This is a genomic window from Pseudomonas khavaziana (assembly GCF_036704165.1).
GTDB lineage: Bacteria > Pseudomonadota > Gammaproteobacteria > Pseudomonadales > Pseudomonadaceae > Aquipseudomonas > Aquipseudomonas khavaziana.
This window is the reverse complement of sequence record NZ_CP129946.1, coordinates 5,974,040-5,991,180: the sequence shown is the minus strand read 5'-3', so window position 1 is coordinate 5,991,180 and position 17,141 is coordinate 5,974,040. Positions and strand designations below refer to the sequence as shown.

General features: G+C 61.3%; 15 protein-coding genes. 7 read left to right on the top strand and 8 right to left on the bottom strand.

The genetic code is table 11. The annotated features are described in order from the left end of the window. Positions 1-42 precede the first annotated feature (42 nt). Together QYQ93_RS26795 and QYQ93_RS26790 are read right to left on the bottom strand one after the other, a co-directional pair. On the bottom strand, positions 43-750 hold the full coding sequence (locus QYQ93_RS26795; RefSeq protein WP_043049750.1) for a 3'-5' exonuclease: 708 nt from the start codon (positions 748-750) through the stop codon (positions 43-45). Continuing rightward, a complete protein-coding gene (locus tag QYQ93_RS26790) occupies positions 747-2,669 on the bottom strand; it encodes a putative nucleotidyltransferase substrate binding domain-containing protein (RefSeq protein WP_043049749.1) in 1,923 nt (640 codons plus the stop codon). Before QYQ93_RS26790 ends, QYQ93_RS26795 begins: the two co-directional genes overlap by 4 nt. 243 nt (positions 2,670-2,912) lie before the next feature. Here QYQ93_RS26790 and QYQ93_RS26785 point away from each other — a divergent pair, with 243 nt between their 5' ends. Continuing rightward, positions 2,913-3,359: a response regulator gene (locus QYQ93_RS26785; protein WP_043049748.1), complete on the top strand. Its 447-nt coding sequence runs from the start codon at positions 2,913-2,915 to the stop codon at positions 3,357-3,359. 161 nt (positions 3,360-3,520) lie between these two features. On the opposite strand, the gene QYQ93_RS26780 is transcribed toward QYQ93_RS26785, so the two are convergent. Beyond that, a complete protein-coding gene (locus QYQ93_RS26780; protein WP_338475858.1) occupies positions 3,521-5,698 on the bottom strand; it encodes a malate synthase G in 2,178 nt (725 codons plus the stop codon). Between the two features lie 267 nt (positions 5,699-5,965). Between QYQ93_RS26780 and QYQ93_RS26775 the strand changes: the two genes are divergently transcribed. Beyond that, the gene (locus QYQ93_RS26775; RefSeq protein WP_043049746.1) at positions 5,966-6,478 is read left to right on the top strand and encodes a glycine cleavage system protein R; all 513 of its coding nucleotides are present in this window, start codon (positions 5,966-5,968) and stop codon (positions 6,476-6,478) included. A gap of 222 nt (positions 6,479-6,700) precedes the next feature. On the opposite strand, the gene rarD is transcribed toward QYQ93_RS26775, so the two are convergent. From rarD to QYQ93_RS26750, 5 genes are all read right to left on the bottom strand, one after another. Beyond that, positions 6,701-7,585 (bottom strand): EamA family transporter RarD, encoded by an 885-nt coding sequence (gene rarD / locus QYQ93_RS26770; protein WP_043049745.1) that lies wholly within the window; start codon positions 7,583-7,585, stop codon positions 6,701-6,703. A gap of 192 nt (positions 7,586-7,777) precedes the next feature. Then, positions 7,778-8,752 carry a serine/threonine protein kinase gene (locus QYQ93_RS26765; RefSeq protein WP_034116112.1) on the bottom strand — a complete coding sequence of 325 codons (975 nt, stop codon included), beginning with the start codon at positions 8,750-8,752 and terminating at the stop codon, positions 7,778-7,780. A 168-nt stretch (positions 8,753-8,920) separates the two neighbouring features. Then, the gene (locus tag QYQ93_RS26760) at positions 8,921-10,819 is read right to left on the bottom strand and encodes a PhoX family protein (RefSeq protein ID WP_043049744.1); all 1,899 of its coding nucleotides are present in this window, start codon (positions 10,817-10,819) and stop codon (positions 8,921-8,923) included. 79 nt (positions 10,820-10,898) lie between these two features. Continuing rightward, positions 10,899-11,663 carry a TOBE domain-containing protein gene (locus QYQ93_RS26755; protein ID WP_043049755.1) on the bottom strand — a complete coding sequence of 255 codons (765 nt, stop codon included), beginning with the start codon at positions 11,661-11,663 and terminating at the stop codon, positions 10,899-10,901. A gap of 57 nt (positions 11,664-11,720) precedes the next feature. Further along, positions 11,721-12,458: a ComF family protein gene (locus tag QYQ93_RS26750; RefSeq protein ID WP_338475857.1), complete on the bottom strand. Its 738-nt coding sequence runs from the start codon at positions 12,456-12,458 to the stop codon at positions 11,721-11,723. A gap of 91 nt (positions 12,459-12,549) precedes the next feature. On the opposite strand from QYQ93_RS26750, the gene bioB reads away from it, so the two are divergent. From bioB to bioD, 5 genes are all read left to right on the top strand, one after another. Then, entirely contained in the window at positions 12,550-13,605 is a 1,056-nt protein-coding gene (gene bioB, locus QYQ93_RS26745) for a biotin synthase BioB (RefSeq protein ID WP_043049742.1), read from the top strand. A gap of 79 nt (positions 13,606-13,684) precedes the next feature. Further along, positions 13,685-14,866 carry an 8-amino-7-oxononanoate synthase gene (gene bioF, locus QYQ93_RS26740; RefSeq protein WP_338475856.1) on the top strand — a complete coding sequence of 394 codons (1,182 nt, stop codon included), beginning with the start codon at positions 13,685-13,687 and terminating at the stop codon, positions 14,864-14,866. Further along, positions 14,859-15,590, top strand: coding sequence for an alpha/beta fold hydrolase (locus QYQ93_RS26735; RefSeq protein ID WP_338475855.1), 732 nt, complete (start codon positions 14,859-14,861; stop codon positions 15,588-15,590). Before bioF ends, QYQ93_RS26735 begins: the two co-directional genes overlap by 8 nt. Next, the gene (gene bioC / locus QYQ93_RS26730) at positions 15,583-16,395 is read left to right on the top strand and encodes a malonyl-ACP O-methyltransferase BioC (RefSeq protein ID WP_043049739.1); all 813 of its coding nucleotides are present in this window, start codon (positions 15,583-15,585) and stop codon (positions 16,393-16,395) included. Before QYQ93_RS26735 ends, bioC begins: the two co-directional genes overlap by 8 nt. Beyond that, positions 16,392-17,072: a dethiobiotin synthase gene (gene bioD / locus QYQ93_RS26725; protein WP_043049738.1), complete on the top strand. Its 681-nt coding sequence runs from the start codon at positions 16,392-16,394 to the stop codon at positions 17,070-17,072. The genes bioC and bioD overlap by 4 nt, the downstream gene beginning before the upstream one ends. The last annotated feature ends 69 nt before the right edge of the window (positions 17,073-17,141 follow it).

Below are 17,141 nucleotides of genomic sequence, written 5' to 3'. Positions count from 1 at the left end.
GCATTCCCACCCAGAGCGTGGGAACGATCCCTGCACCGAATCCTACAGAGAAGGGGATTGTTGACGGCGTTTCCATTGGGCCAAACGCTCTTGCAGGGCCTGGGGCGTGTCGATCTGCTGCTGCCTGGCACGGCTGAACAAGATCAGCATCAGCTCCGCCGTAGCCAGTGCGTCGGCGCTGGCGTGATGGCGTTCGCCTGCTTGAAGCTTGAAGTGGTTGAGCCAGTCGTCCAGGCCGGCTTCGCGCAGTGTGACGTCGGGGCACAACAGAGGAGCCAGGTCGGCTACATCCAGAACGGGATGGGCCAGTCGATAACCCAGGCTGTCCTTGAGCGCCCGGCCCAGCATGTGTTGATCGAAGGGCGCATGGAAGGCCAGCAACGGGCTGTCGCCCACGAACGTCATGAAATCCAGCAGTGCCTCGGTCGGGTCGCTGCCGGCGGCAATCGCGCTGGGGCCGAGCCCGTGGATCAACACGCTGGGGCTGAGCTTGCTGTCGGTACGTTGCAGGGTGCGTTCAAACAGTTGGGAAAAATCCACCGCACCGTCCTCGATGACCACGGCGCCGATGGACAGCACCTGGTCACGATTAAGGTTCAGGCCGCTGGTTTCCAGGTCTACCACTACCCAGCGCTGGCTGCGCAGCGAGCCGTCGCCCAATGCGCCAGGCTTGGGCAATTGCGCCAGGCGCTGCTGTTGCGCGGCATCCAGCCCAGGTTTTTTCTTGTGTAACCAACTGAACAGACTCACAGCTGATACCGCAAGGTCAGGCTGCTTTGCAGGCGCTGGGCCTGGCGCAGGGCTTCACGCAGGATACGCCGGTCCAGATGGTTGAGGCTGTCGGGGTCGACGCGGTTGGAATAGGGCAGGTTTTCACGGGTCTGCAACTGGTGCTGCTGCATACGGGTCTGCTGGATAAAGTGGTAGGCCTCTTCATAGGCGGCACCATCCAGCGGCTCGATCACTTGCTTGGCCACCAACTGGCGCAGGCGTTCCAGGGTGTTGTTGGCGTGGATGCCATTGGCCAGGGCCAGCAAGCGCGCACCGTCTACGAAGGGGGTAAGGCCCTGCACCTTGAGATCCAGGGTAGCTTTCTCGCCGCCTTTGCGGGTCAGCACGAACTCGCGCAAACGTCCTACCGGCGGGCGCTGGCGCAGTGCGTTTTCGGCCAGCATGCGCTGGAACAAACGGTTATCGGCCACCTGGTCGAGAATGCCCTGGCGCAGTTGCTCGCAACCGCGCTCATCGCCCCACACCACGCGCAAATCAAAATAGATACTTGAGCCCAACAGATTTTCCGGCGTCGCCTCACGAATAAATGCACCGAAGCGCCGTGCCCACTCCACTCGCGACAAACACAGCTCGGGGTTGCCGGCCATGATATTGCCCTTGCACAGGCTGAAGCCGCACAGCGCCAGGCTCTGGTTGATGTGCTGCGCCAGGGGCAGCAAGCGGCCACGGATCTCGGCGGCTTCGACAGCGTCCCTGGCCTCGAACAGGATGCCGTTGTCCTGGTCGGTGTACAGTGTTTGCTCGCGGCGGCCTTCGCTGCCGAAACACAGCCAACTGAACGGCACACCGGGGTCGCCTTTTTCCACGAGGGTCAGTTCGATCACGCGGCACACGGTGTGGTCGTTGAGCAGCGTAATGATGTGGGTGATCTGGGTGGACGACGCGCCATGGGCGAGCATGCGCTCCACCAACTGGCCAATCTCACCGCGAATCGCCACCAGGTTTTCCACTCGGGGCGCGTTGCGGATGGTGCGGGCCAGGTGCACCAGGTCCACACGTTGCAGGGAGAACAGGTCACGCTCGGATACTACGCCACACAGGCGTTGGTCCTTGACCAGGCACACATGGGCGATATGCCGCTCGGTCATGGCGATGGCCGCATCGAAGGCGCTGTGGTCCGGACTCAGGAAAAATGGCGCCTGGGTCATATGAGCGTCAATGCCCTGGCTGAAATCGCTGGTGCCATCGGCCACCACCTGGCGTAGATCACGCAGGGTGAAAATGCCCAGTGGCGCCTTGTGCTCGTCGACAATCACAATGCTGCCGACTTGCTGCTCGTGCATCAGCGTCACCGCTTCACGCAAAGGCGTGTGCGGGCTGCAGGTGACCGGGTGGCGCATGGCCAATTCGCCCAGTCGAGTGTTCAGCGAGTATTGGGTGCCGAGGGTTTCCACGGCTTTTTGCTGTACCTGCTGGTTGACCTGATCGAGCAGGCTGCTGACCCCACGCAAAGCGAAATCCCGAAACGCGCTGGAAAGGGCGAACAGCTTGATGAACGCGGGCTTGTTCAGTAACAGGCAAAAGGTGTCTTCGGCGGCTTTATGTTCAGTGCGGGTAGCGCGCTCGCCCAGCAACGCGGCGAGGGGGAAGCACTCGCCGGTGGTGATTTCGAAGGTGGTGTCGGCCGAGTCCGGTCGTTCGCCGACGACGCGGCCCTGCTTGACGATATAAAAGTGCTCGACCGGGCCACCAGAGGGTTTGAGGATGCTGTCGCCGGGTCCGTAGAAGCGTAGTTGGCACTGTTCCACCAGAAATGCCAGGTGCGCCTGCTCCATCTGGTTGAATGGCGGGAAGCGTTGCAGGAATTGCAGGGTGCCGTGGATGTTTTGCAACACCGCAGTTTTTCCTGCCTGTGCGAATGCATCAGCTTTACTCATAACAGTGACCGCAGTTTTTTGTCGTTATCGTGCTGCATGGTCGACGCCTGCACGGCGGGTGCCCATTGGACGTAAGTCTAGGTTGATGAGAACCGCGCAAAACTAGGGAAAAGCCTTACATGACTATCGTCCGAACCCCGTAGAACGCCCACTAGGCAAACTTTCCGACGAAGTGCACATTGTTCGCCCTTCCGCAGATGTCTGACGAGTGCTGGGAGATTGATTAGAACCGCTGAGAAACGTATGACCGACCACGATATTTTGAGTGATGCCGAGCGCGAGGCGCTGAGCGCCGTGATGCTGGAGCCTGATTTACCGCCACAACGCGTGCTGATCGTGGACGACGACAAGGATGCGCGTGAACTGCTGGCGGAGATCCTGGGGCTGGACGGTATTCGCTGCATGACCGCCGACAGTGGTGCGGCGGCGTGGGATTTGTTGAAATCGAGCAGCTCCATCGGTTTGCTGATCACTGACCTGCGCATGCAGCCCAGCAACGGTCTGGAGTTGATTCGCCAGGTGCGTGAGTCTACCCGGGCGGCGCTGCCCATCATCATCATGTCGGGGGACGCGGAGGCGCCGGATGTGATCGATGCGATGCATTTGAGCGTGGTGGATTTCTTGCTCAAGCCGATTGATAGCGTGAAGTTGGCGAAGTTGGTGAAGCGGGAGTTGGGGATGGCATCCTGATTTTTGTGAGGCTGTGATGGCCTCATCGGGAGCAAGCCCCCTCCCACATTTTGAACTGCGAACACTTCAAGAATGTGGGAGGGGGCTTGCTCCCGATTGCGCTAGTTCAGTCACCCTCAACCCAACTAAAAAGCCCTGATCTCTCGATCAGGGCTTTTTCATTACAGGCCGTTTTTAGCCTTGAACTCCCGACGCCTGCGGTGCAACACCGGCTCGGTATACCCATTAGGCTGCTTGGTCCCCTCAATCACCAACTCCACCGCCGCCTGGAACGCGATGTTGCTGTCGAAATCCGGCGCCAGTGGGCGGTATAACGCGTCACCGGCATTCTGGCGGTCCACCACCGGCGCCATGCGCTTGAGGCTTTCCATCACCTGGGCTTCATTGACAATGCCGTGGCGCAACCAGTTGGCGATGTGCTGGCTGGAGATACGCAGGGTGGCGCGGTCTTCCATCAGGCCGATGTCGTTGATATCCGGCACTTTCGAGCAGCCGACGCCCTGGTCGATCCAACGGACCACATAACCAAGGATGCCCTGGGCATTGTTGTCCAGTTCGTTGCGGATCTCTTCCTCAGACCAGTCGGTGTTGCTGGCCAGGGGAATGGTGAGGATGTCATCCACCGACGCACGCTCACGCTTGGCCAGTTCGGCCTGGCGGGCGAATACATCGACCTTGTGATAGTGCAGCGCATGCAGCGCCGCTGCGGTTGGCGACGGCACCCAGGCGGTGTTGGCGCCGGCCAGTGGGTGGGCGATTTTCTGTTCGAGCATCGCGGCCATCAGGTCGGGCATCGCCCACATGCCTTTACCGATCTGTGCACGACCTTGCAGGCCAGTGCTCAAGCCGATATCGACGTTCCAGTTCTCGTAGGCGCCGATCCATTTTTCCGCCTTCATGGCCGCCTTGCGCACCATCGCGCCGGCTTCCATGGAGGTGTGGATTTCATCGCCGGTGCGGTCGAGGAAGCCGGTGTTGATAAACACCACGCGCTCGCTGGCCGCCTTGATACAGGCCTTGAGGTTGACCGTGGTGCGGCGCTCCTCGTCCATGATCCCGACTTTGAGGGTGTTGCGTGGCAGGTTGAGCACGTCTTCGATGCGACCGAACAGCTCGTTGGTGAAGGCGGCTTCTTCCGGGCCGTGCATCTTCGGCTTGACGATGTACACCGAGCCGGTGCGGCTGTTTTTGCGTGTGTTGTTGCCATTGAGGCTATGGATCGCCGCCAGGCTGGTGAGCAGGCCGTCGAGAATGCCTTCCGGCACTTCGTTGCCGTCTTTGTCGAGGATTGCGTCGATGGTCATCAGGTGGCCAACGTTGCGCACGAACAGCAGCGAACGGCCGTGCAGCGTCACGTCCTGACCATCCACGCCGGTGTACACGCGATCAGGGTTCATGGTGCGGGTGAAGGTCTTGCCGCCCTTGGCGACTTCTTCGGCCAGGTCGCCCTTCATCAGGCCGAGCCAGTTGCGGTAGATCACCACCTTGTCATCGGCATCCACGGCGGCGACGGAGTCTTCGCAGTCCATGATGGTGGTCAGCGCGGCTTCCATCAGCACGTCTTTGACGCCCGCCGCATCGGTCTGGCCGACTGGGGTGCTGGCGTCGATCTGGATCTCGAAGTGCAGGCCGTTGTGCTTGAGCAGGATCGCAATCGGCTCGGCCGCCGGGCCCTGGAAGCCGATCAATTGCGCATCGTCGCGCAGGCCGCTGTTGCTGCCGCCTTTGAGGCTGACGATCAGCTTGCCATCGACGATTTTGTAACCTGTAGAGTCGACGTGGCTGCCGGCGCTGAGCGGTGCGGCTTCGTCAAGGAACGCACGGGCGAAGGCGATGACCTTGTCGCCACGCACTTTGTTGTAGCCCTTGCCCTTCTCGGCGCCGTCGGCTTCGCTGATGGCGTCGGTGCCATAGAGCGCGTCATACAACGAGCCCCAGCGCGCATTCGAGGCGTTGAGGGCGAAGCGGGCGTTCATCACCGGCACTACCAGCTGGGGGCCGGCCATGTGCGCGATTTCATCGTCGACGTTTTGGGTCGAGGCCTGGAAGTCTGCGGCTTCTGGCAGCAGGTATCCGATGTCTTGCAGGAAGGCTTTGTAGGCCACAGGGTTGTGGGCCTGGCCGGCGTGGGTCTGGTGCCAGGTATCGATCCGCGCCTGGAAATCGTCGCGTTTGGCGAGTAGGGCTTTGTTCTTCGGTGCCAGGTCGTGGATAACCTTATCGGCACCGGCCCAGAACTGGTCGGCAGTGATGCCGGTACCGGGAATGGCTTCGTTGTTCACGAAGTCGAACAGGACTTTGGCGACCTGCAGGCCACCGACTTGAACGTGTTCAGTCATTGCTTGCCTCACTCTGCGGAGCTTATGCGCTTTTTCAGATTTTCATTATGTAGTGCACGGTTGGGCATACTACATGATGACTTGCGGTTGTGAAAATTAGACTAAATACGTCGTTTAGCGACCCACTTTGGTCGTACGGTCACAGTGGAGAATCAGATGTTCTCAAAAAACTATTGGATTGTTCCAGATAAATATAAAAATGGTACACGATTTGTTTTCGAGGGCTCCCGGGTCCACCTTGTAGATTGAATTCCAGAGGGCGTTGCCATGGACCATCTTGTACTCACAATTATCGCTGCCGACAAACCCGGGCTGGTGGAACGCATCGCGCAGACCATTGCCGCCCACGGCGGTAACTGGCTGGAAAGCCGCATGGCACATATGGCCGGGCAGTTTGCCGGGATCCTGCGGGTCAGCGTGCCGGCCGAGCAGCGTCAGGCGTTGGTGGGCGCGTTGGAGGATTTATCCACGCATGGCATACGTGCGCTGGTGGGCGAGGGCAGCACCGGGCAAGCGTCGGTGTCCAAGTCGATTGTGATGACGCTGGTGGGCAATGATCGCTCGGGCATTGTGCGTGAGATCACCGCGCTGTTGAGCCAGCAGGGCGTCAATCTGGAACGCCTGAGTACCGATGTGCGCCCGGCGCCCATGAGTGGTGATCCGCTGTTTAATGCCGAAGCGTCCTTGCAGGTGCCAGCGAGCCTGTCGCTGGAGACTTTGCAAGCATCGCTGGAAACCTTGGCCGATGACTTGATGGTGGAGCTGCGTCAGGAGGAGTAACGATCCACAAGGTTATGCATGGAAATCTTGCATGGGCCTGTGGATAACCTGTAGAGACCCGGCGCCAGCCCACGCCGGCCGTGCTTCTCCGCTATTTGAGCAAAAAACGAGCAGTTTCAAGGACTTGTGCACACATGGCGGGGATCAGGTTGTGGATAACCTTGGGGTGGAACGCTGCAAGCCACGAAGGCCGTGGCTTGCAGGGGGTTGTACATTATTTGATCAGCGTTTGCGCACGCTCAGCCAGGCATCCAGGCTGTACACCACCAGGCCGGCCCAGATGAAAGCGAAGGCCATCAGTGTGGCCGGCGCCAGATGTTCGCCGAACAGCAATACGGCTTCCAACAGCACCAGGGTCGGCGCGACGTATTGTAAAAAGCCCAGTGCGGTGTAGGGCAAATGCCGAGCGGCGGCGTTGAAACACACCAGTGGGATCAGCGTGACCGGGCCTGCGGCCACCAGCCACCAGGCTTCGGAGGTGCTCCAGAATTCCAGTTGCGCACTATGGGCCGACGGGTTGAACAGCAACCACGCCACGGCAATCGGCACCAGCATCCAGGTCTCCACCACCAGCCCGGGCAATGCCTTGACCGGCGCCTGCTTGCGAATCAGGCCATAGAAACCGAAGGTCAACGCCAGCACCAGCGACACCCATGGCAAGCTGCCGACCTGCCAGACCTGTTGCGCAACGCCCACCGCCGCCAGGCCCACCGCTATCCATTGCAGGCGCCGCAGGCGTTCACCGAGGATCAGCATGCCCAGCAGCACATTCACCAGCGGGTTGATGTAGTAACCCAGGCTGGCCTCGAGCATGCGCCCGCTGTTCACCGACCATACGTAGGTCAGCCAATTAGCCGCAATCAACGAACCGCTGAGAGCCAGGATCGCCAGGCGCTTGGGGTTGTCGCGCAACTCGCGGAACCAGCCGGGATGTTTCCACACCACCAGCAGCAAACCGCCGAACAGCGCTGACCACAGCACACGGTGCACGATGATTTCGGCGGCGGGTACGCTGGCGATGGCTTTGAAGTAGAGCGGGAACAGACCCCAGATGACGTAGGCACTCAGGCCCAGGATGTACCCCTTGCGAGGGTTGGCGGCTTGCATTGCAGAATCCTTGCTTAGGCAGCTAACAAAGCGCGATTGTAAGAATATTTGTCAGACAATGGCGACCTGCTTGGTAATGGGGATTTTTATGTGGGAGGGGGCTTGCTCCCGATTGCAGTGGGGTCAGCTACAGAAACGCTGGCTAATACACCGCTATCGGGAGCAAGCCCCCTCCCACATAAAGCAAAGCAGTCAGAAGAGTTTAAGGGGTTCTTCGTTGAGGGCCGATAGCTGCTCACGCAACGCCAGCACCTGATCGCCCCAATACCGCTCGCTGCCGAACCACGGGAAGCTGTGGGGGAACGCCGGGTCATCCCAGCGGCGTGCCAGCCAGGCGCTGTAGTGCATCAGGCGCAGGGCGCGCAGAGGTTCGATCAGGGCCAGTTCGCGCGGGTCGAAGTCGTGGAATTCCTGGTAGCCGTCCATCAGTTCCGACAGCTGGCCCAGGCATTCCTGGCGGTCGCCGGCGAGCATCATCCACAGGTCTTGCACCGCCGGGCCCATGCGGCAGTCGTCAAGGTCGACGATATGGAACATCTCGTCGCGGCACATCATGTTGCCCGGGTGGCAATCGCCGTGCATGCGGATGTTCTTGTGCGGCGTGGCCTTGTACACCTCTTCCACGCGCTTGAGCAGATCACGGGCCACGGACTCGTAGGCCGGCAGCAGGCTCTTGGGAATGAAGTTGCCTTCAAGCAAGGTGTTGAGGGAATCGTGACCGAAATTCTTCACGCCCAGAGCTTCACGGTGTTCGAACGGGCGGGTGGAACCCACTGCGTGCAAACGGCCCAGCAATTGCCCGAGGCGATAGAGCTGGTCGAGATTGCCCGGCTCAGGCGCCCGGCCGCCACGGCGCGGGAACAGAGTGAAGCGGAAACCTGCGTGTTCGAACAGGCTTTCGCCGTTGTGAATCAGCGGCGCTACGACCGGTACTTCGCATTCGGCCAGTTCGAAGGTGAAGCGGTGTTCTTCCAGGATCGCCTCGTTGGTCCAGCGCTGGGGCCGGTAGAACTTGGCAATCAGCGGCTCGGCGTCTTCGATACCCACTTGGTACACGCGGTTTTCGTAGCTGTTGAGTGCCAATACGCGTGCGTCGCTGAGGAAACCGATGCTTTCAACGGCGTCAAGGACCAGGTCAGGGGTGAGGGTTTCAAACGGGTGGGCCATGCGAACTCCTGCGCGCAGCAGGGCGCCGCGTCGGGCCGGGTATGGTAACGCACCGGGGCAGGGATAGGTGGTGGCTGTGCTATTGCAATCGGGGGCAAGCCCCCTCCCACACTTGAATGTATTCGCAATTCAGAATTGTGGGAGGGGGCTCACCCCCATGAGGCCCTGTCAGGCGCCGACAACCCCACCATCATCCCGCCGAATCGCCACCACCGACGAACGCGGCTTGCCATTGGGCAAATGCTCCGGCCAGGTCGAACCACCGGTTTCACCCGGATGCTGAATCCCCACGAACAAGGTCTTCTGGTCCGGCGCAAAGCTGATGCCTGTCACCTCACACGCCACCGGCCCAACCATGAAACGGCGGATTTCCCCGGTGCTCGGGTCGGCACACAGCATCTGGTTATTGCCCATGCCCGCGAAGTCGCCGGCATTGCTGTAGTCGCCATCGGTCAGGATCCACAGGCGCCCCGCTTTGTCGAAACCCAGACCGTCGGGGCTGTTGAACATGTTCTGGGGGCTGATATTGGATGAACCACCCTTCGGCGTACCGGCGTGCACGCCAGGGTTGCCGGCCACCACGAACAGGTCCCAGGTGAAGTCCGTGGCGCCGTGGTTATCGGCGTCGGCCTTCCAACGCAGGATCTGGCCGTAGAGGTTTTTCTCCCGTGGGTTGGGCCCGCCCACCGGCTGGCCGTCTTCGCCGCGTTTGGCGTTGTTGGTCAGGGTGCAATAGACCTGGCCGTCGGTGGGGCTGACCACGATCCATTCCGGGCGGTCCATGCGTGTGGCTTTCACCACGCTGGCGGCCAGGCGTGCGTGAATCAGCACCTCGGCCTGGTTGGCGAAACCGCTGCTGGCGTCGATGCCGTTTTTGCCATGGGTGAGTTCAACCCATTGACCTTTGCCTTTGGGACGATCGGCATCGCCGTCGCCCGCGTCGAAGATGGCCACGTACAAGGTGCCGTGGTCGAGCAGGTCTTTGTTGGCTTTCGGATTGTCGTGGTTGATCTGATCGCGGCTGACGAATTTGTAGATGAACTCACCGCGCTCATCGTCGCCCATGTACACCACGGCGCGGCCGTCGCGGGTCTCGGCGAGGGCGGCGTTTTCGTGCTTGAAGCGACCCAGTGCGGTGCGCTTGACCGGAGTGGATTGCGGATCGAATGGGTCGATTTCCACTACCCAGCCATGGCGATTGAGTTCATTGGGGTTTTGGGCCATGTCGAAGCGTGGGTCGTGCGGGTGCCAGTTGATGTCTTTGCTGGCGGCTACCACGCCGTAGCGCTTCTGCCCGGCGTCGAAAGCTTGTTGCGGGTTGCTGCTGCCGAAGCAGTCGGTGAAGTTCTCTTCGCAGGTCAGGTAGGTGCCCCAGGGGGTCTTGCCGTTGGCGCAGTTCTGGAACGTGCCGAGGACTTGCTTGCCGCTTTTGTCGGCGCGGGTTTTCAGCCAGTCATGGCCGGCGGCGGGGCCGCTCAAACGGATCGGTGAATTGCCGTGGATGCGCCGGTTGTAGCGCGAGTCCTGGACGAACTGCCAGGTGTCGCCCTTGCGCCGTACTTCGATGACCGACACGCCTTCGCTGGCCAGGGCCTTGCGTACCTCTTCAGCCGATTGCGGTGCACCGCCGTGGGCGAAGAGGTAGCGATAGTTGGTGTACTCGTTGTTGATCGCCATCAGCGCGCGGTTGTTGTCGCCCGGGAAGGGAAACAGGCTCATGCCGTCGTTGTGGTCGCCGAACTGTTGTTCCTGCGCCTTGGCCGTACCATTGCCGGACGGGTCGAAAGCCGGCGCGTTCTTGTGCAGTGGCTGGCCCCAACTGATCAACACCGAAGCGCTGTAGCCAGGGGGCAGGGTGATGGTGTCGCTGGTGGCGGCGGCGATGCTGGCGAAGCCCAGCAATGGGCTGGCAGATGTGGCATTCACAGCCAGGGCGCTGCGGCTCAGCAAGTTGCCACCCAGGAACATCGCCGCGCCGCACAGGGCACCTGCGCCGATAAAGCGACGACGGGTGAGGCCGACCATCTGTTCAAGGTCAGTGGCTTGGTTTTCTTCTAATAGGCTCATCTCAGGCTCCCTGCGGTTTTTGCAGACACCTTAAGCAGCACTTGTGACCAGATTGTTGCAGTTTGAAGACGTTCGCCCACTACACCGGCGTGCCGAGCAGCACGTTGCTGGGGGCAAATTGCACGCGGATTGGCTGACCCTCGATCGCATTGAGGGCCTGGAGCGCAGCGGGCGGTGCCAGCGCGCATAGCACCTGGCCGTTGGGCAGGGCGACACGCACCTCACTGGGGCCGTCCTGCGCGTCGAGAATCGTCTCGATCACACCGCTCATGCAATTGTGTCCAGGTGTTTCAGTCTGCCCGATCGCCAGTAACTCAAGCCACCCGGCCTTGATCAGGGCGACCACTTCCACGCCGATCTGCAGTTCCAGTCGTTGGGTGCTGTCGTGGGTGATCTGCGCGTCCAGATGCAGACCGCCGGCCAGCTGCAGGCGAATCATGTCATTGCGCCCATGGCTGTCGATGGCGCTGACCTGGCCGTGCAATTGGTTGCGCGCACTGGTGCGCAGCATCAAGCGGCCGAGCAGGTTGAAGTCACTGGCCGCTTCGTCCGAACCGAGCAGCTCGGCCTGCAACACTTGCAGGCGCTGATAGAGGCGCAACACCCGTTCACCTTCTTGCGTCAGCTTGGCGCCGCCACCACCCTTGCCACCGACGCTGCGTTCAACCAGCGGTTTTTGCGCCAGGTTGTTCAGCTCGTCGATGGCGTCCCAGGCAGCCTTGTAACTCAAACCGGCGCTTTTGGCCGCACGGGTGATGGAACCCTGCTCGGCGATATGCCCCAGCAGGGCAATGCGCTGGGGGCGACGGATGATGTGCTGGTTGAGGGGGCTGGGCAGGGACATGGGCATACGTCTGGATGAGATGAGCGGACGTTGCCGTCCTGGCGCAGGAGAGTCAAGTCAGGCGCCGGGTCTGGGTGTGCGGGCCAGGCAATAGATGTCTACCTGGCGTGCGCCGGCACCTATCAACAATCGCGCCAGGCTGTGGGCCGTGGCGCCGGTGGTGAGTACGTCGTCTACCAATGCCAGGTGTTGCCCTGCTACGTGGACGTCCGGTGCCAGGGCAAAGGCGTTGAGCAGGTTGCGTTTGCGCGCCTTGGCATCCAAGTCTTGCTGCGCGACGGTTTCATGAGGGCGTAATAACGCGTGTTCATGGTAGGGAATATCGAGAGCTTTACTGAGCCAGCGGGCCACCATCAACGCTTGATTAAAGCCGCGCTCGCGCAGACGTTTACGGGCCATGGGCACCGGCAACAGGCGGTCGGGTCGGTCAAGTTCAGCGTTGTCGAAGCGGTGTTGCAGGTGTTGCGCTAGCAGGCGTGCCAGCATGCGCCCCAGCGGCCAACGGGCCTGATGCTTGAAGCGGCTGATGAGGGTGTCGATGGGAAAGTTATAGGCCCATGGCGTGACGACCTGCTTGAAAGCCGGTGGGTGCCTCTGGCACTGCCCGCATATCAACCCTTCCATCGGCAAGGGCAGGGCGCAGCGCTCACACTGCTCTATCAGCCATGGCAATTCTGTTTCGCAGGCATTGCACACACTTTCGGCTGACTCAGTGCATTCATCGCAGATTAGGCAGTTTTGTATGATTTTTGACCAGATGTAGACTTGGTGTTTGTGCTCAGGTTGACAGTGCATGATTCTTCCTTAAATATGCCGGCATCCGTGTCGTGCCTGTGGGTATTGCCCTTCCCGCAGCGCTTGCCAAAGCATAATCAAGGAATCGCCCATGAGCGCCAGCACCTCTGCCACCCTGCGTCACGATTGGTCCTTAGCCGAAGTCAAAGCCCTGTTCGTGCAGCCATTCAATGACCTGTTGTTCCAGGCGCAGACCGTGCACCGCGCGCATTTCGACGCCAATCGCGTGCAGGTATCGACCTTGCTGTCGATCAAGACCGGCGCCTGCCCGGAAGATTGCAAATATTGTCCGCAGTCGGGCCACTACAACACCGGCCTGGAAAAAGAAAAGCTGATGGAAGTGCAGAAGGTCCTCGAAGAGGCCGCCCGCGCCAAGGCCATCGGCTCGACGCGCTTCTGCATGGGCGCGGCGTGGAAACACCCGTCGGCCAAGGACATGCCCTACGTGTTGGAGATGGTCAAAGGCGTGAAGGCCATGGGCCTGGAAACCTGCATGACCCTCGGGCGCCTCGACCAGGACCAGACCGAGGCCCTGGCCCAGGCTGGCCTGGATTACTACAACCACAACCTCGATACCTCGCCGGAGTTCTACGGCTCGATCATCACCACGCGCACTTACGGCGAGCGCCTGCAAACCCTGGCCTATGTGCGTGATTCTGGGATGAAGATCTGCTCGGGCGGCATCCTCGGCATGGGCGAGTCCCTTGACGACCGCGCCAACCTGCTGATCCAGTTGGCCAACCTGCCCGAGCACCCGGAGTCGGTGCCGATCAACATGTTGGTAAAGGTTGCCGGTACGCCGTTGGAGAACGCCGACGACATCGACCCTTTCGATTTCATCCGCATGCTGGCGGTGGCACGCATCCTCATGCCGAAATCCCACGTGCGCCTGTCCGCCGGCCGCGAGGCCATGAACGAGCAGATGCAGGCCCTGGCGTTCTTTGCCGGCGCCAACTCGATCTTCTACGGCGACAAACTGCTGACCACCGCCAACCCGCAGGCTGACAAGGACATGCAACTGTTCGCACGCCTGGGCATCCTGCCCGAAGCTCGCGAAGAGCACGCCGATGAAGTGCACCAAGCGGCGATCGAGCAGGCGCTGGTGGAGCAAAAGAGCAGCGAGCAGTTCTATAACGCTGTCGTCTGATTGAAATGGGGGCCCAATGTGGGAGGGGGCTTGCTCCCACATTATTTGATCCAGTTGAACCCGCCAAATCGAGGCCTGCATGTCTTTTGATCTCGCCGCGCGCCTCGCTGCCCGCCGTGCCGAACATCTATACCGTCAACGCCCGCTGCTGCAGAGCCCTCAAGGGCCCGAAGTGGTGGTGGATGGCCAGCCATTGTTGGCGTTCTGCAATAACGATTACCTGGGCCTGGCCAATCACCCGCAGGTGATCGAGGCCTGGCGCGCCGGAGCGGCCCGTTGGGGCGTGGGCGGTGGCGCTTCGCATCTGGTGGTGGGCCACGCCACGCCGCACCATGAGTTGGAAGAAGCCCTGGCTGATTTGACCGGGCGCCCGCGTGCGCTGCTGTTCACTACCGGCTACATGGCCAACCTCGGCGCGGTCACGGCATTGGTGGGGCAGGGCGATACGGTGCTGCAAGATCGCCTCAACCACGCGTCATTGCTGGATGCCGGCTTGCTATCCGGAGCGCGGTTCAACCGCTACCTGCATAACGACGCGGGCAGCCTGGCCAAGCGCCTGGAGAAGGCCACTGGCAGTACGCTGGTGGTCACCGATGGTGTGTTCAGCATGGACGGCGACCTGGCCGATCTGCCCGCGCTGGCCCGTGAAGCCAAGGCCAAAGGTGCCTGGCTGATGGTGGATGACGCCCATGGGTTTGGCCCGCTGGGCGCCCATGGAGGCGGTATCGTCGAACATTTTGGCTTGAGCCAGGACGACGTGCCGGTGCTGGTTGGCACCTTGGGCAAGGCCTTCGGCACCGCCGGGGCATTTGTGGCTGGCAGCGAGGACTTGATCGAAAGCCTGATCCAGTTTGCCCGCCCGTATATCTACACCACCAGCCAACCCCCGGCACTGGCCTGCGCCACCCTGAAAAGCCTGGAGCTGTTGCGCCATGAACAGTGGCGCCGCGAGCACCTCAACGGGTTGATCCGCCAGTTCCGCCAGGGCGCCGAGCAGATGGGCCTGACGTTGATGGATAGTTTTACGCCGATCCAGCCGATCCTGATTGGTGACAGCGCCCGGGCGTTGCGCCTGTCGCAAATGTTGCGCGAGCGCGGCCTGATGGTAACTGCGATCCGCCCGCCTACCGTGCCCGCCGGAACTGCTCGCTTACGGGTGACATTAACGGCAGCCCACAGCGAGGCGCAGGTGCAGCTATTGTTAAACGGGTTGGAAGAGTGTTTCCGCTTGTTAGGCGCCTCGGAGCGCGACCATGCGTAATCGACTGATATTGCTGCCCGGCTGGGGGCTTGGTGTGTCGCCGCTGGAGCCGCTGGCCGCTGCACTGCACGGCCTGAACGAGCATCTGCGGGTACAAATCGAGCCTTTGCCGGCGCTGGATTCCAGTGATGTGGGTGAATGGCTCGACGAGCTCGATGCCACGCTGCCGGACAACGTCTGGCTCGGTGGTTGGTCCTTGGGCGGCATGCTCGCTTCAGAACTGGCGGCGCGGCGCGGCGAGCGTTGCTGCGGTCTGCTGACTCTGGCGAGCAACCCCTGTTTCGTCGCCCACGACGGCTGGCCCCACGGGATGCCGGCCGAGACCTTCGATGCATTCCTGGCGGGCTGCAATGCCGACTCCCAGGTCACGCTCAAGCGCTTCGGCCTGCTGTGCGCCAAGGGCGCTGCAGACCCCCGCGGACTGTCGCGATTGCTGGTCAGCGGTGCGCCGAATACATCCCCAAGCGTGTTGATGCCAGGCCTGGAGCTGCTGGCCCAACTGGATACCCGAGCCGCCTTGCAGGCATTTCGCGGGCCGCAGTTGCATGTGTTTGCCGGCTTGGATGGGCTGGTGCCTGCCGAAGCCGCCAGTGACCTGCTGGCATTGCTCTCCGATGTAGAAGTCGGCCTGATTGAACAGGCCGGTCACGCGTTTCTCCTGGAAGACCCCCACGGTGTAGCGGGGGCCATCCAGGCTTTTTTGCATGAGTGTGTTGATGACTGATTTATCCCATCCCTGTCTGCCGGGCGCATTGCCGGACAAGCGCCACGTCGCCGCCTCGTTTTCCCGTGCAGCGGCCAGCTACGACAGCGTGGCCGAGTTGCAGCGGGCGGTGGGGCATGAATTGCTCAACCGTTTGCCGTCCAACCTTTGGCCACAACGCTGGCTGGATATGGGCTGCGGCACGGGCTATTTCAGCCGGGTACTGGGTGAGCGTTTGCCTGTAAGCGAAGGCATCGCGCTGGATATCGCCGAAGGCATGCTCAACCATGCGCGGCCTTTGGGCGGTGCGCAGCACTTCATCGCCGGTGATGCGGAACGCTTGCCGCTTAAGGCTGACAGCGTCGAGTTGCTCTTCTCCAGCCTGGCGGTGCAATGGTGCGCACATTTCGATGCAGTACTCAGTGAAGCTCGTCGGGTATTGCAACCGGGCGGTGTGCTGGCCTTCGCGAGCCTGTGCACAGGCACCCTGGATGAACTGCGCGAAAGCTGGCGGGCGGCGGACGGCTTGGTCCACGTCAATCGCTTCCGCACTTTCGAGGCTTATCAACAACTGTGTGCGGCCAGTGGTTTGCGGGTGATAAGCCTGGAGCGGCAGCCCCATGTGCTGCATTACCCGGATGTGCGCAGCCTGACCCACGAACTCAAGGCTTTGGGCGCCCATAACCTCAATCCTGGCCGCCCGGGAGGGTTGACGGGCCGCGCACGGATTATGGCATTGGTCGAGGCTTACGAGCAGTTGCGCCAGGCCCAGGGCCTGCCCGCTACCTACCAAGTGGTGTATGCCGTATTGGAGAAACCTGCATGAGCGCCGCTTATTTCATCACCGGCACCGACACCGATGTGGGCAAAACCACTATTGCGGCTGGCCTGCTGCATGCCGCCAGGCTGGCAGGTAAAAGTACGGCAGCCGGAAAACCGGTGGCGTCGGGTTGCCAACTGACTGCCCAAGGCTTGCGCAATGCCGATGCCTTGGCGCTGTTGGCCGAATGTTCCGTGTCGCTGAGCTATGCCGAGGTCAACCCGGTAGCATTCGAGCCGGCTATCGCGCCGCATCTGGCTGCGCGCGAGGCGGGTGTCGCGTTGACGGTGCAATCACTGCTCAAACCCATGCAGCAAGTCCTGGCACGGGGGGCAGATTTCACCTTGATCGAAGGCGCGGGCGGTTGGCGCGTACCCTTGGCTGACCAGGCCAACCTGTCGGATCTGGCCATAGCGCTCAAGCTGCCGGTGATCCTGGTGGTTGGGGTGCGCCTGGGTTGTATCAGCCACGCGTTGCTCACCGCCGAAGCCATCGCACGGGACGGCTTGCCGCTGGCGGGTTGGGTGGCGAACATCATCGACCCCAAGACCTCCCGTCTGGAAGAAAATCTCGCAACCCTGGCTGAGCGCTTGCCGGCGCCTTGCCTGGGAAGGGTGCCGAAACTCAAGCACGCCGGGGCGGCTGCAGTGGCCGAATACCTTGAATTGGACCTGCTTGACTGATTTTGGCTATCGCTCAGGCAATGTGCCATTATTGTTTTTGACGGGCCTTTTACCCGGATGTCTGCTTCA